The organism is Paraburkholderia sp. 32 (assembly GCF_050435345.1).
GTDB lineage: Bacteria > Pseudomonadota > Gammaproteobacteria > Burkholderiales > Burkholderiaceae > Paraburkholderia > Paraburkholderia tuberum.
On sequence record NZ_JBNDKD010000001.1, the window covers coordinates 138,924 to 164,282 of the forward strand.

At 62.2% G+C, this 25,359-nt stretch carries 26 protein-coding genes and 2 pseudogenes; 9 read left to right on the plus strand and 19 right to left on the minus strand.

What is annotated here, in order from left to right; genetic code table 11:
- Nucleotides 1–4: 4 nt before the first annotated feature.
- The 4 genes from OKW26_RS00615 to OKW26_RS00630 form a co-directional block, all read right to left on the minus strand.
- Entirely contained in the window at nt 5–430 is a 426-nt protein-coding gene (locus OKW26_RS00615) for a hypothetical protein (protein WP_429352336.1), read from the minus strand.
- Nucleotides 430–951, minus strand: coding sequence for a lysozyme (locus tag OKW26_RS00620; protein ID WP_429352337.1), 522 nt, complete (start codon nt 949–951; stop codon nt 430–432). The genes OKW26_RS00615 and OKW26_RS00620 overlap by 1 nt, the downstream gene beginning before the upstream one ends.
- Nucleotides 915–1,160, minus strand: a complete 246-nt coding sequence (locus OKW26_RS00625) for a hypothetical protein (protein ID WP_429349236.1) — start codon at nt 1,158–1,160, stop codon at nt 915–917. The genes OKW26_RS00620 and OKW26_RS00625 overlap by 37 nt, the downstream gene beginning before the upstream one ends.
- Before the next feature lie 166 nt (nt 1,161–1,326).
- Nucleotides 1,327–1,590, minus strand: coding sequence for a hypothetical protein (locus tag OKW26_RS00630; RefSeq protein ID WP_090809231.1), 264 nt, complete (start codon nt 1,588–1,590; stop codon nt 1,327–1,329).
- A 96-nt stretch (nt 1,591–1,686) separates the two neighbouring features.
- Between OKW26_RS00630 and OKW26_RS00635 the strand changes: the two genes are divergently transcribed.
- Nucleotides 1,687–1,896, plus strand: a complete 210-nt coding sequence (locus OKW26_RS00635; RefSeq protein ID WP_187620044.1) for a hypothetical protein — start codon at nt 1,687–1,689, stop codon at nt 1,894–1,896.
- Between the two features lie 58 nt (nt 1,897–1,954).
- On the opposite strand, the gene OKW26_RS00640 is transcribed toward OKW26_RS00635, so the two are convergent.
- The 4 genes from OKW26_RS00640 to OKW26_RS00655 form a co-directional block, all read right to left on the minus strand.
- On the minus strand, nt 1,955–2,230 hold the full coding sequence (locus OKW26_RS00640; RefSeq protein WP_090809227.1) for a hypothetical protein: 276 nt from the start codon (nt 2,228–2,230) through the stop codon (nt 1,955–1,957).
- Nucleotides 2,230–2,502, minus strand: coding sequence for a hypothetical protein (locus tag OKW26_RS00645; protein ID WP_429352338.1), 273 nt, complete (start codon nt 2,500–2,502; stop codon nt 2,230–2,232). Before OKW26_RS00645 ends, OKW26_RS00640 begins: the two co-directional genes overlap by 1 nt.
- Before the next feature lie 84 nt (nt 2,503–2,586).
- Nucleotides 2,587–2,937 (minus strand): hypothetical protein, encoded by a 351-nt coding sequence (locus OKW26_RS00650; protein ID WP_221307645.1) that lies wholly within the window; start codon nt 2,935–2,937, stop codon nt 2,587–2,589.
- A gap of 12 nt (nt 2,938–2,949) precedes the next feature.
- Nucleotides 2,950–3,780 (minus strand): hypothetical protein, encoded by an 831-nt coding sequence (locus OKW26_RS00655; protein WP_429352339.1) that lies wholly within the window; start codon nt 3,778–3,780, stop codon nt 2,950–2,952.
- A gap of 180 nt (nt 3,781–3,960) precedes the next feature.
- Between OKW26_RS00655 and OKW26_RS00660 the strand changes: the two genes are divergently transcribed.
- The gene (locus OKW26_RS00660) at nt 3,961–5,043 is read left to right on the plus strand and encodes a tartrate dehydrogenase (protein WP_187631190.1); all 1,083 of its coding nucleotides are present in this window, start codon (nt 3,961–3,963) and stop codon (nt 5,041–5,043) included.
- 96 nt (nt 5,044–5,139) lie between these two features.
- Here the strand turns inward: OKW26_RS00660 and OKW26_RS00665 are convergent, their stop codons facing one another.
- Nucleotides 5,140–6,762: a hypothetical protein gene (locus OKW26_RS00665; RefSeq protein ID WP_429352340.1), complete on the minus strand. Its 1,623-nt coding sequence runs from the start codon at nt 6,760–6,762 to the stop codon at nt 5,140–5,142.
- Nucleotides 6,759–7,694: a glycosyltransferase family 2 protein gene (locus tag OKW26_RS00670; protein ID WP_184060446.1), complete on the minus strand. Its 936-nt coding sequence runs from the start codon at nt 7,692–7,694 to the stop codon at nt 6,759–6,761. The genes OKW26_RS00665 and OKW26_RS00670 overlap by 4 nt, the downstream gene beginning before the upstream one ends.
- A 367-nt stretch (nt 7,695–8,061) precedes the next feature.
- Between OKW26_RS00670 and OKW26_RS00675 the strand changes: the two genes are divergently transcribed.
- The 5 genes from OKW26_RS00675 to OKW26_RS00695 all read left to right on the plus strand — a co-directional run bounded on the left by OKW26_RS00675 (nt 8,062) and on the right by OKW26_RS00695 (nt 12,794).
- On the plus strand, nt 8,062–8,757 hold the full coding sequence (locus tag OKW26_RS00675; protein WP_184060444.1) for a class I SAM-dependent methyltransferase: 696 nt from the start codon (nt 8,062–8,064) through the stop codon (nt 8,755–8,757).
- A gap of 13 nt (nt 8,758–8,770) precedes the next feature.
- A complete protein-coding gene (locus tag OKW26_RS00680; protein WP_184039660.1) occupies nt 8,771–9,178 on the plus strand; it encodes a GtrA family protein in 408 nt (135 codons plus the stop codon).
- A gap of 168 nt (nt 9,179–9,346) precedes the next feature.
- Complete coding sequence (locus OKW26_RS00685; RefSeq protein WP_429352341.1) at nt 9,347–10,333, plus strand: M14 family metallopeptidase; 987 nt, start codon at nt 9,347–9,349, stop codon at nt 10,331–10,333.
- 384 nt (nt 10,334–10,717) lie between these two features.
- Nucleotides 10,718–12,076 (plus strand): MFS transporter, encoded by a 1,359-nt coding sequence (locus OKW26_RS00690; RefSeq protein ID WP_184039656.1) that lies wholly within the window; start codon nt 10,718–10,720, stop codon nt 12,074–12,076.
- A 385-nt stretch (nt 12,077–12,461) separates the two neighbouring features.
- Nucleotides 12,462–12,794 carry a hypothetical protein gene (locus OKW26_RS00695; protein ID WP_184039654.1) on the plus strand — a complete coding sequence of 111 codons (333 nt, stop codon included), beginning with the start codon at nt 12,462–12,464 and terminating at the stop codon, nt 12,792–12,794.
- A 24-nt stretch (nt 12,795–12,818) separates the two neighbouring features.
- On the opposite strand, the pseudogene OKW26_RS00700 reads toward OKW26_RS00695, so the two are convergent.
- From OKW26_RS00700 to OKW26_RS00725, 6 genes and pseudogenes are all read right to left on the minus strand, one after another.
- A pseudogene (locus OKW26_RS00700) lies at nt 12,819–12,941 on the minus strand (glycosyl hydrolase 53 family protein); the annotation flags it as partial.
- A 37-nt stretch (nt 12,942–12,978) separates the two neighbouring features.
- Nucleotides 12,979–14,943 carry a beta-galactosidase gene (locus OKW26_RS00705; RefSeq protein ID WP_429352342.1) on the minus strand — a complete coding sequence of 655 codons (1,965 nt, stop codon included), beginning with the start codon at nt 14,941–14,943 and terminating at the stop codon, nt 12,979–12,981.
- 60 nt (nt 14,944–15,003) lie between these two features.
- Nucleotides 15,004–15,855 carry a carbohydrate ABC transporter permease gene (locus tag OKW26_RS00710; RefSeq protein WP_018424689.1) on the minus strand — a complete coding sequence of 284 codons (852 nt, stop codon included), beginning with the start codon at nt 15,853–15,855 and terminating at the stop codon, nt 15,004–15,006.
- 27 nt (nt 15,856–15,882) lie between these two features.
- A complete protein-coding gene (locus OKW26_RS00715) occupies nt 15,883–16,788 on the minus strand; it encodes a carbohydrate ABC transporter permease (RefSeq protein ID WP_090809213.1) in 906 nt (301 codons plus the stop codon).
- A 90-nt stretch (nt 16,789–16,878) separates the two neighbouring features.
- Nucleotides 16,879–18,132 (minus strand): ABC transporter substrate-binding protein, encoded by a 1,254-nt coding sequence (locus OKW26_RS00720; RefSeq protein WP_429352343.1) that lies wholly within the window; start codon nt 18,130–18,132, stop codon nt 16,879–16,881.
- Nucleotides 18,133–18,249: 117 nt separating this feature from the next.
- Entirely contained in the window at nt 18,250–19,389 is a 1,140-nt protein-coding gene (locus tag OKW26_RS00725; protein WP_429352344.1) for an ABC transporter ATP-binding protein, read from the minus strand.
- A gap of 204 nt (nt 19,390–19,593) precedes the next feature.
- Between OKW26_RS00725 and OKW26_RS00730 the strand changes: the two genes are divergently transcribed.
- Nucleotides 19,594–20,610 (plus strand): LacI family DNA-binding transcriptional regulator, encoded by a 1,017-nt coding sequence (locus OKW26_RS00730; protein ID WP_090809209.1) that lies wholly within the window; start codon nt 19,594–19,596, stop codon nt 20,608–20,610.
- 4 nt (nt 20,611–20,614) lie between these two features.
- Here OKW26_RS00730 and OKW26_RS00735 read toward each other — a convergent pair whose 3' ends face one another.
- From OKW26_RS00735 to OKW26_RS00745, 3 genes and pseudogenes are all read right to left on the minus strand, one after another.
- Nucleotides 20,615–21,616, minus strand: coding sequence for a 4-hydroxythreonine-4-phosphate dehydrogenase PdxA (locus OKW26_RS00735; protein WP_429352345.1), 1,002 nt, complete (start codon nt 21,614–21,616; stop codon nt 20,615–20,617).
- 23 nt (nt 21,617–21,639) lie between these two features.
- Nucleotides 21,640–22,815 carry an L-rhamnonate dehydratase gene (locus tag OKW26_RS00740; protein WP_090809205.1) on the minus strand — a complete coding sequence of 392 codons (1,176 nt, stop codon included), beginning with the start codon at nt 22,813–22,815 and terminating at the stop codon, nt 21,640–21,642.
- A 31-nt stretch (nt 22,816–22,846) separates the two neighbouring features.
- Nucleotides 22,847–24,188: pseudogene (locus OKW26_RS00745) on the minus strand (MFS transporter).
- Between the two features lie 156 nt (nt 24,189–24,344).
- Between OKW26_RS00745 and OKW26_RS00750 the strand changes: the two are divergent.
- The gene (locus OKW26_RS00750; protein ID WP_090812378.1) at nt 24,345–25,337 is read left to right on the plus strand and encodes an IS5 family transposase; all 993 of its coding nucleotides are present in this window, start codon (nt 24,345–24,347) and stop codon (nt 25,335–25,337) included.
- Nucleotides 25,338–25,359: the final 22 nt, after the last annotated feature.

The following is a 25,359-nucleotide window of genomic DNA, read 5'->3' on the forward strand; positions in this document are numbered from 1 at the left end:
AGGGTTACGGTTTCACTGCCCGCACGATCACGCCGTTCCAACCGAATACGACGCGATGCGCATCCATGCGGAATACGGCCGCGCAATTGTCGCTGTCCAGCAGTAGGGCCTTCGGGGGCAAGCCCGTATCTTCGAGGTTGATGCCGTAATAGTCTTTGAGCTTCGGCGCGGTCTCGACGGTGCGGACGTTGAAACCGCCGTGCGGACGACAGCGGTCGCCTGCGAATTCGATCTGCCCAGTCGATATGCTCAGCACCTTGCCGAGCAGTCGTTTTGCCTCAGGTATTCCGCCCGAGACATCGCTGTATCCGACCACATCGGTGACGGTCCATTTTCCGTTGAATGATGACGGGGTGGCCGTGATCCCGGTGGCAGAGCAGGTGGTCGCAATCAGGTAAATGATCAGCGCCGGGCACAGTGGTTTGAGCATCACGGTCGCTGCTTCCTGAAAGGCGCCGATTCCCGTACCCGCCGATTCGCCAGTCCCCGGCTTCTGCGGGGCGAGCCAATCGGGCGCCCCCGCCGATCGCGTGGGGTCACCATGATATTGAGCGACATGTGCTGCGCGACTCCTTCCATATCCCCCCGATTTGCAGGGTCCAGCGCTTCTCGTGTATTCCGATTCGTCGAGTTGTATGCGAAAGAGACTGCCGCGTCGAACTGCGCTTGTGTCAGTGCGTGCCCGGTGACCGTGGCCCTAACGAGCCGCTCGGCGTCGTGAACGCGCGCCGTTAAGACAGCGTTCACCTGCTCAGGTAAGACCGCGCGCTGCAACTCCGCGTGTGTACAGGGTCCGAGGTGCGCCAGTGTTCCGACTCCCCACGTACAGTTTCCGTTGATGGGCGCATCGTTGTAATAGCGCATGACCACGCCCTCATTGAACCTGAGTGCAGCGTAACCTTCCGCGCTCATCCTCATTGCGTCGTTTGCACCCGGCGTATTTGCCGCCATGTCATCTCCTCGAAAACAATTGCATAGGCGAGCGCTACGGACAACTTGCTCACTGCCCGTAACGCGAGCGGAAATTTACCATCGCTTGCCCTGCTTGAAGCGCTATGCAGTAAATTTTGGGCCGTCGCCCAAACAAACCGCATACCGTCGTCATCCGGCATGCCGCGCTGATAGTCGAACGGCTGCGCATTGCTGAGATTCTGTGGCACGCGGGGCTTTTGTAATAGCGCTCATAAAAACCGCCTCAATAGAGGCAGTAACAGTAATGCAACAGGGGTACCAGGGGAAACAGGCAACCATCGACTCTGCTGCTGGCGACCCGATCATCATACGGACCCTTGACTGGTGGATCCGACTTCGCTGACGCGGTACGGCCTACGGAAACGGAAACTGATCCGGCTCCACGCGCAAACGTTGCTGCACTTCAGGGTGATATATCGAGAGAACGCCAAGCGCCATAGCGCCGAGACGCTTCGCGATGTTTTCACCTAATTTGCCGCCCGGAATCGCTGAAAGACGCCAAGGCGCGACAACGGCGTTTTCGCGTAGAGCGGCCAAGTCGGAATCCTTGAGTGAATACATTTCAAACTGTTGCAGCTCTTCGTTATACGAGACGACGAATGATTTTGACGGGACCATAGTTCAGTATCCTCGACATTGGTTATACAACCGGAAAGCGTTGTCCTTGCACGCGCGCCCGGTTGCCGCAGCGACACCACCGCGGCCGGAGCAGTCGTGGCGGCGGTACTCGCAAGGACGGGCTGGCAGCGGGCAGACGTGATCGTCTATCGCGACAGCACTGGGCAGTTCGACGGGCTGCTGGTGGACGACGACGACAGCTTTGCCGGCTTTCTCCCACTCGGCGGCGCACGTTCGCTAGCGGAAGCGCTCGCGCGACTTCCTGAAGCGCTCGCGGCCCTGCGCGCGCCGGACGCGCAACAGTAGGTTTGATAACTCCCGAATGCCCGTTGCACGCCCAGCGCATAAGTGCGCGGGCGGCGGGCTACGTCTGTGAAGGCTTGTCGATCGGCTCTTGCGTAACTGACATGTACTGCTTGATGTCAGGCTGACCGAGCGCAATCACGTTGAGTATTGCGACGCCGAGCCTCCGCGCAAATTCGTCGTCGAGTTTGAAATCGTACTCATCGAGAAGGATCGGCATTTCGATTTTCCCGGCCAGCAACGGGGCAAGCCTGGTTGGGTCAACGGTTTGCACCGTGAGCCGTTGACGGTCCTCTGTATAGGTTAGAACCACGGAATACGGCGGATGAGTAGCCATCAATATCCTCTGCACTGTTGATAGTTCTGGAACGCCTGCGTTTTGCATAGCACGATGCCGCGTGTACCGCCGATTGGGCCAGCCAGTGCGTTGCACAGGTCTAGGTCCCGTTCGTACTGCGCGAAGCATTCGGTCTCGTGAAAATCGCTCACTCCGCGCGCCGCAATGTCCTGGACATCGTCACTCACGGCATCTGGCTGATAGTTGAACGCCTGAGCATTGCCAAGGTTCTGCGGCGCGCGCGGGCTGTTGCCATAGAGCGAACTTAACACTGGGTACAGTGTCTTTTAGCATCACGGCCACTGCTTCCCGAAAGGCGCCGATTCCCGTAGTCGGAGATTCACGAGTCGAATCGCCTACTCAGCGTCGATGTCGAGCGTCTCAAATTCCACAGCTAGCTCCGCGCCGGCCGTTGCGAGGACTAGCGCTACTTGAGACCCCGGCGTCTTCGAAAACCGCTCGCTTTTAGAGAGCATGGCGCGGGCGAGATCGTAATTCGTGTCCCCCGGCGTGAGGATCTTCATCTCAAAGACGATGTTATTGGACACGCTGAAATGTTCAACGGTGCAGCGACTGGTTCCGCTAAAAGTTGCCGTTGCTCGCTTCCCTTCATCCTCCAACATGACAATAAGTTTATGCTTATCCCGAACCACGAGAGCGTTGATATACCAGTCGTGGAAGTAACCAAATTCCTTGAGTTTGTCCATCAAAAAAATCCTTTACCAAGGTAGCAGCGAAAATGCATTTCCCTTATCTCTAACGCCATTTTCCCAATTATGGGAGTGTGGAACGCCAAACCCGTGATCGTGACCGAAATCAATATCGACGGCCGCGTTACCGTCTCCGTCATATAAGCGCCATTGTTTCTTGCCCGATGTGTTTTCGACCCATTGGTTAGGTGACCCTCCTTCTGAGGGAAGCCATGCCGTTTGCATTTCACCGCCCGTGGGAATGTCCTCGCTGTACTCGAACGGCTGAGCTTCGCCTAACGAACCAACACGGGGAGAATACGACGGCGTACCGGCATTCTGCGGCACCCGGGGGCTGTTGCCATAGAGCGAACTTAGCATGTCCGCGTCGGCCGGTTGTTGCGCGCGCGCTGACGCTGTCCGGGACGCCTTTTCCCGCTGCTCCCGTATCGCCTGCACGCACTTGCGCATCTCGTCCCGCTCAGGGACGAAGATCAGGCTACCGTCCTTCACTTCGTTGTAGAGGGCTTTAGCAACCTCATCGTCTTTCATCCTGTACATATGAAAGCGGTTGTCACTCCGGCCGAGCATATCGCGTAACTCGTATGGCTGGTGCGACAGCAGCACGGATGGGCTATGTTGCAGCCACGCCGCGCGCGCTTCCTCCATGCCCTGCACAATGTCATCGTGCGCTTCGCGGGCTGTGCTCGCCGGCAATGCAAAATGGAACCACCGATCCACGTCAAACAACCAGCGAGACCTGATGTGAAGGTTGAACGATCTGTAAAGGCTGACCGAGAAGAAATGTCCGTGCCGCCTTTCACGGACCTCATGATAAGAACCCAGGGAAAGTGAAGTCATCGTGCCTCACAGTCAATAAAGGAGGCCCGATTGTGCATCAAGGTACCATCCCAAAAAACCCCTGGTTAAGCCTTGCAGGAGAGGCACGCCGCGCCTGGCACGGCATGATCGAATGCACCACGAATAAAATAACCACCACCACCACATCCCCAACCCAATTCTTCAAAGGAGAAGCCCAGCATGTCGAACAAATACCGGATTGCCGTCATCCCCGGCGACGGCATCGGCGTCGAGGTGATGCCCGAAGCGCTGCGCGTACTCGAAGTCGCGACGCAACGCTTCGGCATCCAGCTCGAATATCGGCACATCGAATGGGCAAGCTGCGACTACTACGCGAAGCACGGCAAGATGATGCCGGACGACTGGAAAGCGCAACTGCAATCGGCCGATGCGATCCTGTTCGGCGCGGTCGGCTGGCCCGACACCGTGCCCGATCACATCTCGCTGTGGGAGTCGCTGCTGAAGTTTCGCCGCGAGTTCGACCAGTATGTGAATCTGCGGCCCGCACGGCTCTTTGCGGGCGTCCCCTCGCCGCTCGCGGGACGCAAGGCCGGCGACATCGACTTCTGGATCGTGCGCGAGAACACCGAGGGCGAGTATTCGTCAGTGGGCGGCGTGATGTTCGAAGGCACCGAGCGCGAGTTCGTGCTGCAGGAGTCGGTGTTTACGCGGCATGGCAGCGAGCGCGTGCTGAAGTTCGCGTTCGATCTCGCGCAGCGCCGCGCGCGCAAGAAAATCACCGTCGCAACGAAGAGCAACGGCATCGCGATCAGCATGCCGTGGTGGGACAAATGCGCGGCCGGCATCGCCGCGCAGTATCCGGACGTCACGTGGGACAAGCAGCACATCGACATCCTGTGCGCGCGTTTCGTCCTGAACCCGGACCGTTTCGACGTAGTCGTGGCGACCAATCTGTTCGGCGACATCCTGTCCGATCTCGGCCCCGCGTGCACGGGTACGATCGGCCTCGCGCCGTCGGGCAACCTGAATCCGGACCGCAAGTTTCCGTCGCTGTTCGAGCCGGTGCACGGCTCGGCACCCGATATCGCCGGCAAGCACATCGCCAATCCGATCGCGATGATCTGGTCGGCCGCGATGATGCTCGACTTCCTCGGTCATTCGAGCGGCAAGGAGCGCGAAGCGCACGATGCGATCCTGAAGGCGATCGAGGCGACGCTGATCGAGGGTCCGCACACCGGCGACCTCGGCGGCAAGGCAAGCACGAGCGAAGTCGGCGAGGCGATCGCGGCAAAACTCGCCTGATATGAACGACGCGCCAGGCCCATCAAAGCGCGTTGCGAATGCCTGGCCGCCGATCGTTCGACATGAAGGGATGACGGCGCAACGCCGGATGCGCCGTTATCGACAGTTGCGCCGCTCGTAGAGCGACCATTCGCCCTCGTGCGTCACCAGGGCGACATCGCATTCGCTATTGGCGAAGAAATCTTTCGGCAACGGCCCCTCCTTGCGAACGAAGAAATAGCGGTACAGACGGCCATTGTCCTTATTCCATTCGAAACCCGCCGGATCGTGTTCGAGCGTCAGCGGGGCCATAGGCATCATGCCCGGCCTGAAGCGCGCGATCTGCGGCACGTAAGTCGCGAAGTTCGGATCGACGAAACCGTGTTTCTCCGCCTGATACCACAGCGACTGGTGCTCGTACGCGGCCGGGCTCCTGTACGCGGGACTCGCGCGATCGAATATCAGACTTAGCGCGCGTTGATCCGGTTCGGTCCGCGACAGCAGCTCGTCCAGCGGCGCGTTCTCGACGGCGAAACGATGCAGACGCACCGTCTGGTCAGCAAAGAAGATCCAGCATCCGGCGATGATCAACGCTTGTACGGCGACGCCGGCCAGCGCACCCCGGTTCGAACCGGACGACGCACGGCGAGCGCCGTTCGCCGACGTTTGCGGCGCGCAGAACATCAACGCATACGCGGGCAACAGAAATAGCGCGAAACGGTGATACAGGTACGCAGTCTTCAGCGCCGTGCCCGGCACGACGAACCACACGAACGCCACGGCGAGCATCGGCACGAGGACCGAGCGATCGGGATTGATCCTGTTGCGCCACAGCCACGGCGCGGCGAACATCAGCGCGACGAGCGGCAAATACACGGCCGCGCTTTTGTTCATGCCCCACACGTAGACGGGCAGCGAGAGCACCCGCTGCAAGTCGAAGCCCCATTTGAATACGTCTACGCCGGGCACCGTCTGCCCGAGCAGCGGATCGGTCGCGCGGCTCCACACCATATACGCGATGCACAGCACACCGAGCGGCACGAACGGCGCGAGCGCGAGGATCTTGCGGACGAACGTCTTCTGTTTGAACAGCACGAAGCCGACGCCTACCGCCATCGCAAGCAGAAACACGAGCCCGTGACAGAAGAACAGCGCCGTGCCCGCAACGAACATCCATACCCCCTTCCTGACGGAAGTCGCCTTCGCATAGTCGTGCGAGAGCCACATGAACAGAATGCCCAACGGGGTCGCGACCAGAAACGTATAGAAGCCCCACATGAAGGCGAAGCCGAAAAATCCCGGCACGAACAGCCAGTCGAGCCGTGGATCGCCGCCCAGATACCTGCGAAAGCCCACGCATGACGCCACGAACGCGAAATACGCGAACATCAGCACGCAATTGAGCGCGGCGCCGATCGGCATCAGATACGTGAGCGGCAGCGCGAGGCCGTAGCCGACGAGATACGGCGTCAGCAGATTGAGCTGCACGAGGTTTTGCCACGGCGACGTATGCTCGAGCAGATCGCGCAGCAACATCACCTGTCCCGCATGTTGCGGCAAGTCCACCAAGGGCGGACGCGGCGCGATCCAGAACAACGCTCCGCCACACAGCACGGTGACGATGAAAAGCACGCGCGGAAGAATGGCGGCGAGCCGGCCGGAGCGCGAAAACAGCGCGTCTGCGGACACCGCGTCGGCGCCCGGGGTCGCCGGCGCCGAACGATCGACGGGAGAATTCATAACGTTTGCTCAATGATGAAACGGGGACGCTGCTTGGTTTCGGCGTACGTCTTCGAGATGTAGCCGCCGATCACACCGAGGAAGAGCAACTGGATACCGCCGAGAAAGTACATCGGGATTACCGTCGAAGCCCAGCCGGGCACCGTGAGGTTGGTGAAGATGCGCGCATAGGCGGCCCATGCGCCGAAGCACAGCGAGCCGATCGCCAGCAATGCGCCGATGCGCGTACTCCATTGCAAGGGAACGGCGGAGAACGACGTGATGCCGTCCAGCGCGAGGACGATCATTTTGCTGAGCGGGTATTTGCTCTCGCCCGCAAAGCGCGCGGCGCGCTCGTATTCGACGATCGCAGTCTTGAACCCGAGCAGCGGAATGATGCCGCGCAGGAAAAGATTGACCTCCTGAAACTGACGCAACGCTTCCACTGTCTTGCGGCTCATCAGGCGAAAATCCGCGTGGCCCGGCAGGATATCGACGCCGAACGTCCGGAGCAACTTGTAGTAGTTGCGAGCGGTGAAGCGCTTGAAGAATGTGTCCGTCGTACGTTTGTGACGCACGCCGAAGACGATTTCCGCACCCGACTGATATTCCGCGAGCATGCGTGGAATGGCTTCGATATCGTCCTGAAGATCCGCGTCGAGGCTCACGAGTACATCGCCTTGAGCCGTCATCAGACCGGCGAGCAGCGCATTCTGATGACCGCGATTGCGCGAGAGTTTGATGCCGCCGCAGCGGGCATTCTGCGCGTGCAGCACTTCGATGATCGACCAGGTACGGTCGCGGGAACCATCGTCAATGAAAGTGATGCGGCTTTCGTTGCTCACCTCGCCGGCTTCGATCAATCGCTCCAGAAGTGCGAGCAGCCGCTTGCTTGTCTCGGTGATAACCTCTTCTTCGTTGTAGCACGGTACGACGAGATTCATCGTCGTCATAGGCAACTCCCCATTCTGAAGCTGGCTCGACCCAGAGTCAGGCACAGAGTCCGGCGTTTAACCTAGTTGGACATTAGTACGCATCGCCGACCACAGGCAAGCATACGGACCTCTTTGTCCGAAATGTACTAAGGCATCGGAAAAAACGTCGAATTAGAGCCGCAACGGAATTACCACATCGGAATACGAACAACCACTTTTTACTGGCACTGGTCTGCATCAGCATGCCGATACGCGCAAGGCCATGCGATTGTTCGCGTGGTCCCGTATGATTGGGTCGTGGAGACAATGGAGAATGCATGAACCGTCACGCCAGATCGCTTTCCAATTGCCTTTGGAACGGATGTTCACGGAAAGGATGAATAGCATGGACAAGGCCGAGTTCGACAGCTTTGCTGACGAGTATCTTTCGCTGCACGCCCGTAACATCGCGGCATCGGGAGAAGGTCCGGAGTTTTTCGCCGAGTACAAGATCCGCGACATCGCCGAGGAGATGACGCGACGCGATGCGCTGCCCGCGCGCATGCTCGATTTCGGATCGGGCGTGGGCACGTCGATTCCATGGGTGAAGCGCTATTTGCCGGACGCACAGCTCACGTGCGCGGATGTATCGGAGCGTTCACTGGAAGTCGCGCACAGCCGCTTTCCCGATTCCTCGCGCTTCGTCCACTTCGATGGTCACACGCTGCCTTTCGAGCAGGGCGAATTCAATCTCGCCTATGCGATGTGCGTGTTCCATCATATCGATCACGCCGAGCATGTTCATTTGTTGGGCGAACTGAAACGCGTCGTGGGTCCGCGGGGCACGGTCGTCATCTTCGAGCATAATCCGCTGAACCCGCTGACCGTCAGGGCGGTCAACACCTGCGAGTTCGATGTGAACGCCAAACTGATCACCGCGCGCAACATGAAGCGGGCGTGCCTCGATGCGGGCTTTTCCGACGTTGTCGTGCGCTTCCGGATTTTCTTTCCTCACATGCTGGCCAAACTGCGTCCACTCGAAAAATATCTGACCCATGTTCCGCTCGGCGCCCAATATGCCGTCTACGCGAGCGCCGCATGAAGGCGGCCATTCGATGAACAGTCTACGCACGACAGCATCGCGTACCGAACCTCTTCGCCAGTTCATCAAGTATCTTCTGGTTGGCGGCCTCAATACGGTGATCTCGGCCGCCATCATCTTTATCGTGCAGGCGGCGGGCGCGATTCCTGTAGTTGCGAACATAGTCGGCTACGCGATGGGTGTGGGACTGAGCTTCGCGCTCAACAGCAGGTTCACGTTCAGGACGGAGGCCACGCGGCACACCGCCATCCGCTTTCTGATCGTCGTGCTGATCTCGTACCTGGCCAATCTCGCGACGATGGTTTCGGTGTTGCATCTCACGCACGCGCCCTATCTCGCGCAACTGTGCGGCATTCCCGTCTACGTGATCGTGGGCTTTCTCGGCAACCGGTATTGGGCGATGCGCGGGCGCGCACGCTGAAGATGCGCCTCGCATCCGCACGTCATTGATATCCGTTCACGATTTTGTCGACGTGGCGGGATACGGTAAGCACATGTCTGAAGAACATTTACTATCTTTTGCGGAAGGCGCCGGGAATAACAACGTCTTACGAAAAGATTACCAATGCCATTCACCGAGGACGCCGCCATGAGCCGAGAAGCCTATCCGATCGAAGTCGAATTCCCCGATATCGCGCCGCACGAGCCATCGTCGTCGGGCATTGCATACGTCCACACGTTCGATTCGGGCGTGCCCGGCCCGCACGTGATGATCAACGCGCTCACGCACGGCAACGAAGTGTGCGGCGCGATCGTCGTCGACGAACTGCTGCGTCGCGCGTTGCGGCCGCGACGCGGACAGCTCACGCTGTCGTTCGCGAACGTCGCCGCGTACCGGCGCTTCGATCCGGCGAATCCGGACGCCGCGCGCTTCGTCGATCAGGACTTCAACCGCGTGTGGACGGCGGCGGTGCTCGACGACACGTCGCGCAGGTCGAGCGAACTGCAGCGCGCGCGTGCGATGCGCCCGGTGATCGATACGGTCGACGTGCTGCTCGACCTGCATTCGATGCACGAGCGGTGCAAGCCGCTGATCGTCGCGGGACCGCTGCAAAAAGGCATCGACCTCGCGGTGCGGCTCGGTACGCCCGCCGCGGTGATCTGCGACGAAGGGCATCCCGAAGGCCGCCGCATGCGCGACTACGAAGGGTTCGGCGATGCCGCGAGCCCGAAGAACGCGCTGCTGATCGAATGCGGCCAGCATTGGGAGCGCCATGCGGTGGCGGTCGCGCGCGATACGACCGCGCGCTTCCTGCTGCTGGCCGGCGTGATCGACGAAGCGGATCTGCCGCCTGGATGGCTCGCGCCATTGCCGCCCGAGCAGAACATCGTGCGCGTGACACAGCCGGTCGTCGCGACCAGCATGGACTTCAGCTTCGCCGCGGCGTACACCGGCCTCGAAGTTTTCGCCGAGGCGGGCGCCGTGATCGGCTGGTCGAACGGCGAAGAGGTGCGCACCCCCTACGACAACTGCATGCTCGTGATGCCGTCGCTGCGGCAGTTACGCCCCGGTGTGACGGTGGTCCGGCTGGGGCGAATCGAGCGGACGGTGGCCAATCCCGGGGTGACGGCCTGACGGGCAGATGTCTCGACGCCGTTCGCCGGTTGCTTTGGCGCGTTGAGCTTGGCGCGCCTCGTCCTTTCTGCGGCCCGATTGCAGCGCGCCGCCTGCCACGCATCGGCGGGCACGTCCGTCACTGCGAAGCTCGGGTATTCCCCCGTTGACCGCATCGATTTCATTCCTTACAGTGGCGCGCGTTCGCACAGAGAATCACAGTTCTTGATTCGAACAAATTCCCTCGCCCGGCGCGATTCCGTCAAACCGATCCGTCCGGGATGATTCATTGCCGATGAACGGCCAGTTGGCCCGCCGCAGGCATCGTACGCCGTTGCCAGACGGCGTACAGTCTTAGAGAAGAATAGCTCGTCGTGTCGGGCCTTTCGCTGCCAGGAGACCATCATGAACCGCAGCCCCGCTGTGAACGTTCAAACCTTCATCAACGAGCATCCGTTTTCGCCGTTCCAATGGCTGATCTTTTTCATGTGCTTCATCATCGTCCTGCTGGACGGTTTTGACACTGCTGCAATCGGCTTCATCGCGCCTTCACTGATCACCGAATGGGGTATCGACAAGCCCGCGCTCGCGCCGGTGCTGAGCGCCGCGCTGTTCGGCCTCGCGTGCGGCGCGCTCGGCTCGGGTCCGTTGTCCGACCGCCTCGGGCGTCGCTCGATGCTGGTCGGCTCGGTGCTGCTGTTCGGCGTCGCCTGCCTCGCGTCGGCGTTCTCGACCGGCATCGACCAACTGACCGTGCTGCGCTTCGTCACCGGCGTCGGCCTCGGCGCCGCGATGCCGAACGCGGTCACGATGATGGGCGAGTACTGCCCGGACAACCGCCGCGCCACCATGATCAACCTGATGTTCTGTGGCTTCCCGCTCGGCGCCGCGTTCGGCGGCTTCCTCGCCGCGTGGATGATTCCGCATCTGGGCTGGCGCAGTGTGCTGATCCTCGGCGGCGTCACGCCGCTGCTGCTGTTGCTGCTGGTGCTCGCGAAGATGCCGGAGTCGGTCCGCTACATGGTCGCGAATAACAAGCCGGCCGAGCGGATTCGCGCCGCTCTCGCGCGCATTTCCGGCGACGCGGTGCAGGCCGCCGGTTTCACGATGACCGAAACCGCGCCGCAAACCGGCGGCAAGGGTCTCGGCGTCGTGCTGTCGCGCTCGTACATCGTCGGTTCGGTGATGCTGTGGGTCGCGTACTTCATGGGCCTCGTGATCTTCTACGCATCGATCAACTGGATGCCGATCCTGCTGAAGGACGCCGGCCTCACGCCGCAACGCGCGACGCTGATCTCCGCGCTGTTCCCGCTCGGCGGCGTCGGCGCGGTACTGGCCGGCGTGCTGATGGACCGCTTCAACGCGAACCGCGTCATTGCGGTGTGCTATGCACTGACCGCCGTCAGCGTGTACTTCATCGGTCAGGCGGCCGGCAACGTCGGCGCGCTCGTGCTGATCGTGTTCATCGCCGGCGTGCTGATGAACACCGCGCAATCGTCGATGCCGGCGCTCGCCGCCGCGTTCTACCCGACCGTGGGCCGCGGCACGGGCGTCGCGTGGATGCTTGGCGTCGGCCGCTTCGGCGGCATTGCGGGTTCGTTCCTCGTAGCCGAGCTGGCGCGCCGCCACTTCTCGTTCGGCGGCATCTTCGCGACGATCGCGGTGGCGGGTCTGCTATCGTGCGTCGCGCTGCTGATCAAGCAGGCGGCACGGCCGCAGGCGGCGGAAGCGGGTGCGTCGAAGACGGAGTCGTTCGGCCATTGAGCCTGCAATGAAATGTGCGCGCCAGCGGACCGGTGACGCTTCGATCGAGTGGTGACCCAGAAGCCGCCCTGCGAATCGCAGGGCGGCTTTTTGTTTCGCTGAACGGCTGGAATCTCTCGCTTACCTGAACGCGAGCAGTTGCTCGACACACAGCAGCACGGCAATCAGAACCATCGCCGCGCCTGAAACCTGGCTAAAGGATCGGCCGCTGCCGCTGTGATGCATCGACGTCACGCCCGTTCGCCTGCGGCATTGCGATCCACGGCGGCGAAAAGCGCCCCGGCCTACTTCCCGATACACTACGCAACAATTTTTCCGCGCGCGGCCAGGCGCGGCGATCACCGCCGCTGCCGCGCCGCCGCCGTCTCATGTCAGGACTCCAGTAATGAAACGCGTAGTCGTATCCGCGCTCGTCGCGCTGTGCATCGCGCAGCCGGCCGCTCAGGCCGTCGCGCAGACCGTCAGCGATCAATGTTTCGCGCTCGGCGATATCGCCGGCCAGGTCGCGTCGTGGCGCGCACACAAAAAGACCAAAGCTCAGGCGCTCGAGCAGGCCGCCCACTACTACAAAGACCCGTCCGACCGCGCGGCCGTCGACGCGATCATCGAAAAGATCTACAGCCCCGACGCGCCACACATGACGCCCGATCAGGCGAGCATGGCGATCACGTCGGAGTGCGTGAACCAGCACAAGGGGCAGGCATCGCCGGCACAGTGATGCCGGCGTGTCACCCGCGATGCGCTAGCGCCGCCGGAACGCATCCAGCGACGACAGTGCGTTGCCGTGGAAATCGAACAGCGTGTTGTTGTCCCACTGGTCGCCGGCGCCGACTTTCCACCCGACGTTCGGCGTCGGAATCCACTCGGTTGACTTCGTGACGTGACGTGACAACCACACCACGTCACGCGTCTTTCCACGCGCAGACGTCGCCGGTATTCAGGCGCGGCTCGCCGAGCACGAACGTCGCATTGCGCGGTGCTGGCGCCTGCACCGGTTGCGCGCCGAAATTGAATGCGAAGGTCAAGCCGCCGCGGCGGCGCAGCCTCAGTCCATCGGCGAGTATCTGCGTATCGAGGCCCGCATCGCGCGCCGCCTGCCGCAACAGCGTGCGATGCAGTTCATGCGACAGCCAGCCGGCCACATAGCGCACGTTGCCGTGCGTCAGCAGCGCGGGCCAGGCATCGTCGAAGCGCGCGGCAATGCGTGTCTCGCCATTGGCGCGCACATGCTCGCGCCAGTGCAGCGCGTAACCCTCGGTGCCGTCGATCGACAGCGCGGGCGCCAGCGTCGAGCGCAGCGTTTCGACTTCGAGCACCTGGATCGGCAGCGCGCGCTGCAACGCGCCGGGCGGCAGATTGCCGGGAATCGCGAACGCGTCGGTTTTCGAGCCGCTGCGCGGGCCGAACACCCATTGCGCGTTCGAACGCGCGATCTGCTCGACGAGCGCGGCGTCGATCACCGCGAGACTCGGCACCACGACTAGCTGGTAGCGCGAAAGATCTGCCCGGCTCGACACGATATCGACATCGAGCCCGAGTTCGCGCAGCGACTCGTAGTAGTCGAACGCGAGCGTCTGGTAGTCGAAGCCCTTGCCGTGACGCTGGATTTCGAACATCCACTGCGTCTCGTAGTCGAATACCAGCGCGGTGGCCGCGCGCGCGGGCGCGGCGAGCGTCGACAGCGCCGTACTGCCCGCGATCTCACGCGCGGCCCGTTGCACCTCGAGACCGCCCGGCGACAGTTCGTCGTTCGGCAGATTGAGCCCGGAATGCATCTGCTCCTGCGCATACGGGCACTGACGCCAACGGAAATACGACACCAGCTCCGCGCCATGCGCGAACGCCTCGTACGCCCATAGCCGCACCATGCCCGGCGCCGGAATCGGATTGCACGACGCCCAGTTCACCGGACCGGCCTGCTGCTCCATCACCCAGAAGCGCCCGCCGCCAATGCCCCGGTAGCGGTCGTGATCGAACGCGGACACGTCGGGATGTCCGGTACGCGCGAAGCGCGCCTTCTGCTCCTCCGGCAACGCGATCGACTCAGTGCGCGCAATCGGATAGCTGTCCCATGCGGCGACGTCGATCGCGTTGTCGGCGGCGAAGCGATAGTGATCGAAGGTCGTGAAAAAGCCCATGAAGTTGTGCAGCAGATCCGCGTTCGGCGCATGCTCGCGCAACACCTCGATCTGCTCGCGATGGAAGCTCGCCACCTCGTCGGACATGAAGCGGCGGAAGTCGAGCAGATGGATCGGATTGGCGTCGGTGGGTGTCAGCGTCGGCAGCCCGATCGCGTCGAACGACGGGTACTCCATGCTCCAGAACACGTTGCCCCACGCGTCGTTCAACGCGCCGATCGTTGCGTAGCGCCGCTGCAGCCACGCGTGAAAGCGCTGCAACGCCGCGGCCGAATAGCTCGGCACCGTGTCGTGGCAGCCGAGTTCGTTATCGGTCTGCCATGCGACGATCGACGGATGCCGGCCATAGCGCATCGCCATCGCGGTGACGATGCGCACGCATTCGCGCCGGTACGTGTCGCTCGAAATATCGTAGTGACGCCGCGAGCCGAAATTCCAGCGCGCGCCGTCCGCGCGCACCGGCAACACGTCCGGGTGGGCGTCGACGAGCCACTTCGGCGGCGAAGCGGTCGGCGTGCCGAGCACGAGTTTCAGGCCCGCTTTCGCGAGCGTTTCGACCGCTTCGTCGAGCCATTGCCAGTCGAATTCGCCGGCGCGCGGCTCCATACGGCTCCACGCGAATTCAGCGATCCGCACATGCGTGATGCCGAGTTCGACCATACGTTGCGCGTCGTCGGCCCACATCGCGCGCGGCCATTGTTCCGGGTAGTAGCAGACACCAAGTTGCATGTGAAAGTCTCGTGGTGAGTTGACGTCGAGCCGTCGTTTCAATCGTGTTTCAAGCGCCGTTTATCCCTTGCTCGCCCCGAAGGTCAGTCCGGCGACGAAGTGCCTTTGCATGCCGAAGAACATCAGCACCGAAGGCAACGCGGCCAGCACCGAGCCCGCCGCGACGAGGTTCCACGCGGTCGTCCACTGCCCTTTCAGCGCGGCGACGCCCACCGTGATCGGCGCGGCGTCGTCGCCTTGCGTGAGGCACAGCGCCCAGAAGTAGTCGTTCCACACGAACGTGAACACGAGGATCGCGAGCGCGGCGAGCGCGGGGCGGATCAGCGGCAGCACGATGCGCAGATAGATCGTCCACTCGCCCGCGCCTTCGACGCGCGCGGCCTCGATCATCTCGAACGGCAGTTGCTTGATGAAGTTGCGCAGAAACAAGGTGCAGAAGCCAGTCTGAAACGACACATGAAAGATCACCAGCGCCCACACGGTGTTGAACAGGCCGAACTTCAGCGCCATGTCGCGCACTGGAATCATCAGGATCTGGATCGGCACGAAATTGCCGGCGACGAACGCGAACAGCACGGCCGTGTTGCCCGGAAAGCGATACGTCGCCAACGCGAAGCCCGCCATCGACGCGAGCACGATCGCGCCGATCACCGACGGCACCGTGATCAGCACGCTATTGGCGAAGTAATGCAGCATCGGCGTTTGCGTGAGCGCGGTGCCGTAGTTCTCGAGCAACGCGAAGTGTTTCGGCCACGTCCAGTAGTCGCCTTGCGACAACTCGTCCGTCGAGCGGATCGAAGTCAGCAGCACGGCGAGCATCGGCAGCAGCCAGATAAACAGCGCCAGCGGCAGCGAGGCCTTGTAAAGCGTGCGATTCAGCGGTTTCCAGCGTTCGACGGGAAGCGGATACATGAGCGGGTACTCCTGAGGTTCAGAGAATCAGCGTTCCTCGCGCAACATGCGGCGCAGATGGAACACGATATAGACGAGCATGATCGCGAACAGCACGACCGCAATCGCGGCGGAATAGCCTTCGCGGTAGTACTTGATCGCCTGGTCGTACATGAAATAGGCGAGCACGGTGGAACTGTCGAACGGACCGCCGCCACTCATCACCGCGATCAGATCGAAGCTGCGCAGTGCGCCGATCACGGTCAGCACCACTGCCATGAAGGTGGCGGGCCGCAATTGCGGCAGGATCACGTGCCACAGCAGTCGCAGCCCTTGCGCGCCTTCCATGCGCGCGGCCTCGACCACCTCGGGATTGATGCCGGTGAGCCCGGTCAGATACAGGATCATGCAGAACGGCGCCTGCGGCCACAGCGCGGCGAAGATGATGCCGAACGTGACCGTATGCGGATCGCCGAGCACCGGAATGCCACGGCCGACGATCAGCCGCAGCAGCCCGAACGTCGGATCGTAGAACCAGCTGAATACGAGGCCGACCACGACGCCCGACAGCACGAACGGCGCGAAAAACAGCGACTTCACGACGCGCATGCCGCGCACCTGCTGGTTCAGATACAGCGCGAACAGCAGACCGAGAGGCGGCGCGAGCAGAAACAGCGCGAGCCAGATCAGGTTGTTCTTCAGCGCCGTATAGAACGTATCGGACTGAAACAGCTCGACGTAATTGGCGAGACCGGCGAAGGTCTTCGGCGTCATGCCGTCCCAGTGGTAGAAGCTCAGCGAAATGCTGCTGATGATCGGATAGATCACGCACAGCGCGAACAACGCGCAGCCCGGCAGCAGAAAGAAAAACGCGGCGCGATGCTGATGACGGCGCGTCGTCGAGACGCGACGGTGCCGCGCCGCGGGCAGGCGGCGCGCTGCGGTATGTGACATGGAACGGCCTCGTCGGAAATCGAAGGCGGAATTGGGACCCGCAAGGGGACCCGCAAGCCGGCCGCGCTCAGGCGGCCGGCGCGGCGGGACTTACTTCTGGTAGATGCGCTTGCGCGTCGCTTCGAGATGAGCGAGCACGCTGTCGAGTTGCGACGGATCGCTGTAGAACTGCTGCATGGCCTTCATGCCTTCGTCGGCCATTTCCTTCTGCATATCGCGATCGTAGAACTGCGCGATGCCGCCCTTCGTGTTCGCGAGCGTCTGGAAGCCGACCTTCGAGATCGCGTCCTCAGGCGGCGCCGCCTGGCTGTTCGACGGCAACTGTCCCCAGCCCTTCGCGAGTTCGGCGTTGATCTTCGGCGTCTCCATGAACGCGAGCAGCTTGCGCGCGTCGGCCTTGTTCTTGGCCTTCGCCGGAATCAGCAGCACGTTGACGGGGCCGTCCTCGGCCATCGGCACGTTCGCGTCGAGCACCGGGAAACGGAAGAAGCCGATCTGGTCCTTGATCGACGGCGGGAAGCTCGCCGAGAAGAACGTGCCCATCAGCATCATCGCGGCTTTGCCGTTGTTGAGGATCGGGCCGATCGAATCGACGTCGTACGACAGCGCATTGTCGATAAAGTCGTGATTGTCGAGCAGCGTCTTCCACGTCGTGTAGACCTTCTTCACGCGCGGATCGGTGTACGGAATTTCGCCGGCCATCAGCTTCTGATGAAACTCGTTGCCGTTGATGCGCAGATCGAGATAGTCGAACCAGGCGGCCAGCGTCCAGCTGTCGCGTGCGGCCACCGCGATCGGCGCGACGCCGATCGCCTTCAGCTTCTTGTTGGCGTCGAGCAGTTCGTCCCACGTTTTCGGCTCGCTCCTGATGCCGGCCTTCTCGAACAGATCCTTGCGATAGAAGAAGCCGTACGCGTCATAGCCGAGCGGTGCCGCATACTGCTTGCCCTTGTACGTCGACGCGTCCTTGACCGACGCATACTGCTGCGACCAGCCGTTCTTCGCCCAGTCCGAGCTCAGATCTTCGAGCAGACCACGTTGCGCGTAATAGGCCATCCGCTCGCCGTCGTGCCACGAGACGACGTCGGGTGGATCGGTGGCGAGCCAGCCGCCCATCTGCACCTTGTAGGCTTCCTCGGTCACGTAGGTGATTTTCAGGTCGATGTCGGGATTGGCTTTCTTGAACTGGTCGAACGCATCCTGCCAGGTCGAGCGCTGATTACCGCGCGCCGATACGTTGACGTTCAGCGTGGCCGCGTCGACCGCGGCGCTGCCGAGCGCGCCGGCCACCACGGCGGCGGCGATCGACACCTGTGCGAAACGGCGAAGGCGAAGAGCAATCATCTATGTCTCCTTGTCTACCTTGTTGACCGGCTACGCAGCGTGGCCGGCGATGTAACCCGCTCTATGGCGGAATTCAGTCTGACGAACCGTTCAAGCAGGTCCGCCGTCGACGATCGTTCAGGCGGCCGCGCGTTCCGGCTCGAACGTGCTACGCCGCAGCGCGAGTCCCTGCTCGTCGAACAGATGACAGGCAGCGGGCGGAACATGGACGCGGATGCGCTCGCCCGCGCCGAGCGGCGTATCGCCGGGCGCCTTCGCGATCAGCGTGCCTCCCGCGTGGTCCGCGTGGATATAGCTGTGCTCGCCGAGCCGTTCCGATAGCACGGTCGCGCACTGAATGAACTGTTCGTCGCCATCGAGCCGCAGATGCTCGGGGCGCACGCCGAGCGTGACGCGCTGGCCGCGTTGCAGCCGTTTACCGTCGACGTGCACGACCAGCTTTTCCGCGCCGGCCACGAGCGCCACCGTCACACGCCCCGGTTCGATCGACTCGACGGTCGCATCGACGAAGTTCATACGCGGCGAGCCGATAAAGCCCGCGACGAAGCGCGACTTCGGGTGGTGATACAGCTCGAGTGGCGCACCGCTCTGCGCGATGCTGCCGAAGCGCTCGGCATCCGCGCCCGCATGCAGCAGCACGATGCGATCGGCAAGCGTCATCGCTTCGACCTGATCGTGCGTGACGTACACGACGCTCGCATTCGCGAAGCGCTGATGCAGACGCGCGATCTCGACGCGCGTCTGGCCGCGCAGCGCGGCATCGAGATTCGATAGCGGCTCGTCGAACAGAAACACGCCCGGCTCGCGCACGATCGCGCGGCCGATCGCGACGCGCTGCCGCTGGCCGCCCGACAGCGCTTTCGGATGTCGTTCGAGCAAGCTTTCCAGTTGCAGAATCCGCGCGGCTTCGCGCACCTTGCGCTCGATCACGTCCTTCGGCTGCTTCGCGAGCTTCAATCCGAACGCCATGTTGTCGAACACGGTCATGTGCGGAAACAGCGCGTAGCTTTGGAACACCATCGCGACGCCGCGCTCGGCGGCCGGCACGTCGTTGACGAGGCGGCCGCCGATATGCAGCTCGCCTTCGCTGAGGTCTTCGAGACCGGCGATCATCCGTAATAAGGTCGACTTGCCGCAGCCCGAGGGGCCGAGAAACACGCCGAATTCATGCTGCGCGATCTCGAGATTCACGCGCCGGATCACCGGCGGATGGTCGCCGTAGGCCTTTTGCACATCGCTCAAACGAATCGTCGCCATGCTGTCTCCGCCTTGATTTAACCGCTTAAATTTTGGCCGAAATAAAACGCCCTAGCCTTGTGCCGGCGGCATTTAATCGCTTAAATTCGAGTTCGACGGATAAAGTCATGGTGGGTGTCTCCGGTACGTTTTTGAGAAAGTTAGCAATGTCGCAGGCCGTTTGCAACATTTGAATTGACCTCCCTAAATATGGGATAACCCGACATGGTCACGTTGTCCGAAGTCGCGAAACGCGCGCAGGTTACCGCCGCCACGGTCTCCAACGTGCTGCGCAATCGCGAGAAAGTCCGCCCTGAAACGGCTGAGCGCGTGCTGCAGGCGATCGCCGAACTCGGCTACCGGCCGAACCTGAATGCGCGCGCGCTCGCCGAAGGCCGTTCGTCGACGCTCGCGCTCATGCTGTCGAACATCTCGAACCCGTTTTACCCGGAGTTCGTGCTCGCCGCCGAGCGCGCGGCGCGCAAGACCGGCCACTTCCTGATGGTCTGCAATACCGACGACGATGCCGAAATCGGCCGCGCGTATCTGAACCAGATTGCCGGCACGCTCGCCGACGGCGTGCTCGTGATGAACACGGACATCACGATCAACGACCTGTGCGCGTCTGCGACGCATAGCGCGCCGATTCTGCTCGCCATGTGGGAGCACCCCGAGTCGCCGCCCGAGCTACCGTGCATCGCAGTCGACTTCGCGCGTGCCGGCGAGCTGGCCGCGGGGCATCTGCTCGGACTCGGCCATCGCGAGATCGGCTTGCTGATCGGCGACGGCTGCGGCGGTTTGCAGGACGCGCGCTCGAACGGCTTTCGCGCCGCGATGCGCATGGCCGGCATCGAAGCCGATGCGGCCGCCGTGCTGCAGATTCGCGACTCGATCGACGCCGGCTTCGCCGCCTGCATGGAACTGATGGCGAACCGCCCGCAACTGAGCGCGATCTTCGCGACCAACGACCTGCTCGCGATCGGCGCGATCCAGGCGTTGATCACGCTCGGCCGCTCGGTGCCCGACGACGTTTCGGTGATCGGCATCACCGACATTCAGCTCGCGCATCAGGTGCATCCGGCGCTGACCACGGTCGCGATTCAAACCGCGGCTGTCGCGGAGTTGTCGATCAAGAGCCTGATCCGTTTGATCCAGACGCCGGAGCGGCAGCCGTCGATGGTGCTCGGGCCACCGCCCGAGCTCGTGGTGCGCGCCTCGACCGGGCCGCGCAGGAAACGCTGACGCGTTAGTTCACGCGCTCGGTCGCCATCCGCGTGACGATGTCGAACGCCTTCTGCGTCGCGCCGACGTCGGCCTTGCCCTGGCCGTGGATGTCGAACGCGGTGCCGTGCGCGGGCGTCGCGATCGGAACCGGCAAGCCGCCGTGCACGGTCACGCCGCGCCAGAAACCCATCAGCTTCATCGCGATCTGGCCTTGATCGTGGTACATCGTGACGACGCCGTCGAAGGCCTTCTGGTCGCGCGCGCGCACGAAGATCGTGTCGGCGGGAAACGGTCCCTGCGCGTCGTAGCCGAGCTTGCGCGCGGCCTCGACGGCCGGCGCGATCACGTCGATCTCCTCGCGGCCGAACGCGCCGTTGTCGCCGTTGTGTGGATTGAAACCGCATACCGCGATACGCGGCTGCGGATGGCCGGCTCGCTTCAGGCCTTCGTGAATCAGCCGCACCGCGCCGACGATGCGCTCCTCCGACAACTTCGCGCTGACGTCCTTCAACGCCATATGCGAGGTCACGCGCGAAGTCCATAGCTCGTCGAGCACGTTGAACTCGCAGAAGCTGCCCGTGTAGCCGAGCTGCTTCGCGAACCACTCCATCTCGTCGCCGGTTTCCATGCCGGCCAGATGCAGCGAGGTCTTGTTGACCGGCGCGAACAGCATGCCTTGGGTGACGTTGCTTTGCGTCAGCGCGAGCGCGTGCCTGAACGCGGCGAGACTATAGCGGCCGCCGTGTTCGGTCGCCACCGCACGCTCGAAAGCTTGATCGCCGGGCAGACGGAAATCGATCAGCGACGGCACACCGTCGCGTTGAAACGCGGCATGCGCATCTTCGACCACGTCGTAATCGAAGCGCTGCTGCGCGATCTTCATGCCGGTTTCGAGCTCGCGCCGCTCGCCGATGATCAGCAGCTCCGCGCGCGCGCGGTTCGCCCGCTGCGCGAACAGACGCGCGATCAGCTCGGGACCGATACCGGCCGGGTCGCCAAGAAGGACTGCGATGCGTGGCTTCATGTGCTTTCCTCGGATCGGTCCACTCATTCGACGATGTTGAAGTCGGCAAGATACTTGTCGCTCAACTTGATGCCAAGACCCGGCACGTCGTCCGACAGTTGCAGATAGCCATTTTCCGGCTGCGGCTCGCCTTCGAAGATGTAGTAGAACAATTCGTTGCCAACTTCGACATCGAACACCGGGAAGAACTCCGACATCGGGCTCGCGGTGCTCGACATCGTCAGATGATAGTTGTGCATCTGTCCCGCATGCGGAATCACCGGCACCGACCACGCTTCGGCCATCGCGTTGATCTTGCGCGCCGCCGTGATCCCGCCCACGCGATTCGTGTCGTACTGGATCACGTCGATCGCGCGGCGTTCGAGCAGATCCTTGAAGCCATAGCTCGTGAACTCATGCTCGCCGCCCGACACCGGCATCAGGTTCATCTTCTTCAACTCCTGATAGCCTTCGACGTCGTCGCCGATCACCGGCTCCTCGATCCAGCGTGGATTGAATTCGGCGAGGCGCGGCAGCATTCTGCGCGCGTATTCGAGCGTCCAGCCCATATAGCATTCGAGCATGATGTCGACTTCGTCGCCGACCAGTTCACGCAACAGACGCACCTGTTCGATGTTCTTCGCCATGCCTTTCGGGCCGTCTTTCGGACCGTAGCCGAAGCGCATCTTCATCGCGGTGAAGCCGCTGTCCAGATAGCTTTCCGCTTCGCCGAGGAAAGCGTCGCGATCATCGTTGTTGTAAAGCTTCGATGCATAGCACCAGATCTTTTCTTTCGTGCGTCCGCCGAGCAGCTTGAACACCGGCTTTTTCACGGCCTTGCCCATGATGTCCCACAGCGCGATATCGATCGCGGAGATCGCCGCCATGCCGATGCCTTTGCGGCCCCACGCGAGCGTGCGGCGATACATCTTCTGCCAGATGTATTCGTTGTCGAACGGGTCTTCGCCGATCGCGATCGGCGCGAGGTATTCGTCGATGATCTGCTTCGCGATGCGCGGCGCGAGCGCGCAATTGCCGATGCCCACGGTGCCGTCGTCGCATTCGACTTCGACGACGAGCCAGCCGTGAAAGCGGAACGAACCCATCGCATCGCCACGCTCGTACAGAATATCGACCGCGTTCGTGCAGAAATGCGCTTGCGGCGGCACGACTTTGCCTTTCCACTCGAAAACACGCGTTCGGATGTGCTTGATTTTCATGTTCGACGATTTCCTTCAGAGAATCAGAGAGTCAGTGGCCCGGGCGTTCGCCGAGCGGGCCGCTGCGATGAGAGACGGAATGGGAGGCGGCAGGGGCGAAGCGGAACGTCAGCAGCAGCAATGCGCCGATCAGTCCGACCACCGCGAGCGAGAACATACCCGCCTGCGAAGAGCCGAGCGCGCGCTCGGCCAGCCCTTTCAGATTCGGCGCGACGAAGCCGCCCAGATTGCCGATCGAATTGATCAACGCGATGCCGCCCGCGGCCGCGGCGCCGCCCAGGTAACCGGTGGGCAGCGTCCAGAACAATGGCTGCACGCAGACGAAACCGATGGCGGCGAAACAGAAGGCGGCAATCGCAAGGGTGACCGACGACGTCATCGCCGACGCGGCAATGCCGAACGCCGCGAGCGCGAGCATCGCCGCGGCCCAGATACGGTGATGACCGTGGCGGTCGGCGTAGCGCGTCACCCAGAACGTGCCGATGATCGCGGCGATCCACGGAATCGCTGTCAGCATTCCGACCTCGACGCCGACATGGCCGCCGCTTGCGAGCCCGGCGATGCGGGTTGGCAGATAGAACACGACGCCGTACACGCTCATCTGCACCGCGAAGTAGATCAGGCCGCAGAACAGTACGCGCGAATCGCGCAGCGCCGCGAGCACCGAAGCCGGACCATGCGCGAGCTTCTGGCGGTCTTCCTGGCGCAACGCGTGATCGAGCGCGTCACGCTCTTCGGCATCGAGCCAGTGCGCCTGCACGGGCCGGTCGGTCAGATAGAAGTAAGCGACGACACCCACCACCGACGCCGCCAGCCCCTCGACGACGAACAGCCATTGCCACGGATGCATGCCGAACGGATTGCCCGCATCGAGCAGCAGACCCGAGATCGGGCTGCCGAGCAGGAGCGCGAGCGGGAAGCCGAAATAGAACATGCCCATCGTCTGCGAGCGCGTTTTGGCGGGAAACCAGTTCGACAGGAACAGGATGATGCCGGGAAAGAAACCAGCTTCGGCGATGCCGAGCAGCGTGCGCAGCACATAGAAGCTCGTGGCGCTGTCGACGAAGGCGGTGCACGCGGACACGATGCCCCACGTGACCATGATGCGGCTCATCCAGATGCGCGCGCCGAAGCGGTACATCAGCAGGTTGCTCGGTACTTCGAACACCGCATAGCCGACGAAGAAAATGCCGGCGCCGAACGCGAACGCCGCGTCGCTCAAGCCCGTGTCGGCCTGCAGCACGTTCTTCGCGAAGCCGACGTTTCGCGCGGTCGATGAACGCCAGTACGTACATCAGGATCAGAAAAGGCAGCAGCCTCGTGCGCGCTTTGGTAATCGCGCTGTCGAGCGCGGGGCTCGCGGTCATCGTCATGCGTCGTCTCCGGTTTTGTCTTGTCAACGCGAACGGCGTTGCGATTGGCCGTCCTGCGATAACCGCTAGGGAAGCGCTGATTTATTCAGCTCGGTGGTCATCGTTGGCGTAGCTGAGGACGTTATAGAAGGCAACTCACGGAACAGACTCACACTGATGAAGAGGCAGATCGGCTTCGCCGAAGCGGAAATTGCAGGCAAGAAGCGAGTGACGAGGCGCCAACGCTTCCTCGCCGAGATGGAGAAGGTCGTTCCGTGGCAGCGCTTGCTGTCGGCAATCGAGCCGCACTATCCGAAGGGCACGCGAGGCCGCCCGCCGATTGGCCTGGAGCGAATGCTGCGAATCTACTTCCTGCAACAGTGGTACGGGCTGTCGGACGAAGGACTGGAAGACGCGCTGTATGACAGCATCGCGCTGCGAGCCTTCGCCGGCATCGATCTGGCAGTTGAGAACGTGCCTGATGCGACCACGCTGTTGAAATTCCGGCGCCTGCTGATCGAACACGAACTGACACGGAAGTTGTTCGACGAGATTGGCATCTCGCTGTGCGAGCGTGGGCTGATGATGAAGGAAGGCACGCTGGTTGACGCAACGATCATTGAAGCGCCGCCGTCGACCAAGAACGCCGGGAAGAGTCGTGACCCGGAAATGCATCAGACGAAGAAGGGAAACGAATGGCACTTTGGAATGAAAGCCCACATTGGCGTCGATGCCGATTCGGGCCTGATCCACAGTGTGGTTGGCACATCGGCCAACGTGTCGGATGTATCGCAAGCGCATGCCCTGCTGCACGGACATGAAGAGCAGGCGTTCGCCGACGCGGGCTACATTGGCGTAGACAAGCGCGAGGAAATGGCGGGCAAGACCGTGAAGTGGCACGTCGCTGCCAAGCGGGGAAAGATCAAGGCGATGCAGGACGGGGCGCTGAAGAACCTGGTGATCGCGGTCGAGCGAACCAAGGCGCAGATCCGGTCGCGGGTTGAGCATCCATTCCATATCGTCAAGAACCTGTTTCACCATCGCAAGACGCGATACAAGGGCTTGGCCAAGAACACCGCGCAACTGTTCAGCCTGTTCGCTCTTGCGAATCTGGTGATTGCGCGAAATCTGTCGCGATCGGTCCATGGGAGCAATCCGTCATGCGTATAAAAAATGCGAGCAGGGAGCCTCG

Coding starts and splice junctions, on each gene's coding strand:
- OKW26_RS00750 (WP_090812378.1), top strand. CDS start 24,345: ATGAAGAGGCAGATCGGCTTCGCCGAAGCGGAAATTGCAGGCAAGAAG.
- OKW26_RS00720 (WP_429352343.1), bottom strand. CDS start 18,132: ATGATTGCTCTTCGCCTTCGCCGTTTCGCACAGGTGTCGATCGCCGCC.
- OKW26_RS00630 (WP_090809231.1), bottom strand. CDS start 1,590: ATGGTCCCGTCAAAATCATTCGTCGTCTCGTATAACGAAGAGCTGCAA.
- OKW26_RS00680 (WP_184039660.1), top strand. CDS start 8,771: ATGAACAGTCTACGCACGACAGCATCGCGTACCGAACCTCTTCGCCAG.
- OKW26_RS00710 (WP_018424689.1), bottom strand. CDS start 15,855: ATGTATCCGCTTCCCGTCGAACGCTGGAAACCGCTGAATCGCACGCTT.
- OKW26_RS00665 (WP_429352340.1), bottom strand. CDS start 6,762: ATGAATTCTCCCGTCGATCGTTCGGCGCCGGCGACCCCGGGCGCCGAC.
- OKW26_RS00705 (WP_429352342.1), bottom strand. CDS start 14,943: ATGCAACTTGGTGTCTGCTACTACCCGGAACAATGGCCGCGCGCGATG.
- OKW26_RS00725 (WP_429352344.1), bottom strand. CDS start 19,389: ATGGCGACGATTCGTTTGAGCGATGTGCAAAAGGCCTACGGCGACCAT.
- OKW26_RS00660 (WP_187631190.1), top strand. CDS start 3,961: ATGTCGAACAAATACCGGATTGCCGTCATCCCCGGCGACGGCATCGGC.
- OKW26_RS00670 (WP_184060446.1), bottom strand. CDS start 7,694: ATGACGACGATGAATCTCGTCGTACCGTGCTACAACGAAGAAGAGGTT.
- OKW26_RS00730 (WP_090809209.1), top strand. CDS start 19,594: ATGGTCACGTTGTCCGAAGTCGCGAAACGCGCGCAGGTTACCGCCGCC.
- OKW26_RS00655 (WP_429352339.1), bottom strand. CDS start 3,780: ATGACTTCACTTTCCCTGGGTTCTTATCATGAGGTCCGTGAAAGGCGG.
- OKW26_RS00695 (WP_184039654.1), top strand. CDS start 12,462: ATGAAACGCGTAGTCGTATCCGCGCTCGTCGCGCTGTGCATCGCGCAG.
- OKW26_RS00650 (WP_221307645.1), bottom strand. CDS start 2,937: ATGGACAAACTCAAGGAATTTGGTTACTTCCACGACTGGTATATCAAC.
- OKW26_RS00715 (WP_090809213.1), bottom strand. CDS start 16,788: ATGTCACATACCGCAGCGCGCCGCCTGCCCGCGGCGCGGCACCGTCGC.
- OKW26_RS00620 (WP_429352337.1), bottom strand. CDS start 951: ATGGCGGCAAATACGCCGGGTGCAAACGACGCAATGAGGATGAGCGCG.
- OKW26_RS00640 (WP_090809227.1), bottom strand. CDS start 2,230: ATGGCTACTCATCCGCCGTATTCCGTGGTTCTAACCTATACAGAGGAC.
- OKW26_RS00740 (WP_090809205.1), bottom strand. CDS start 22,815: ATGAAAATCAAGCACATCCGAACGCGTGTTTTCGAGTGGAAAGGCAAA.
- OKW26_RS00735 (WP_429352345.1), bottom strand. CDS start 21,616: ATGAAGCCACGCATCGCAGTCCTTCTTGGCGACCCGGCCGGTATCGGT.
- OKW26_RS00685 (WP_429352341.1), top strand. CDS start 9,347: ATGAGCCGAGAAGCCTATCCGATCGAAGTCGAATTCCCCGATATCGCG.
- OKW26_RS00615 (WP_429352336.1), bottom strand. CDS start 430: ATGCTCAAACCACTGTGCCCGGCGCTGATCATTTACCTGATTGCGACC.
- OKW26_RS00675 (WP_184060444.1), top strand. CDS start 8,062: ATGGACAAGGCCGAGTTCGACAGCTTTGCTGACGAGTATCTTTCGCTG.
- OKW26_RS00690 (WP_184039656.1), top strand. CDS start 10,718: ATGAACCGCAGCCCCGCTGTGAACGTTCAAACCTTCATCAACGAGCAT.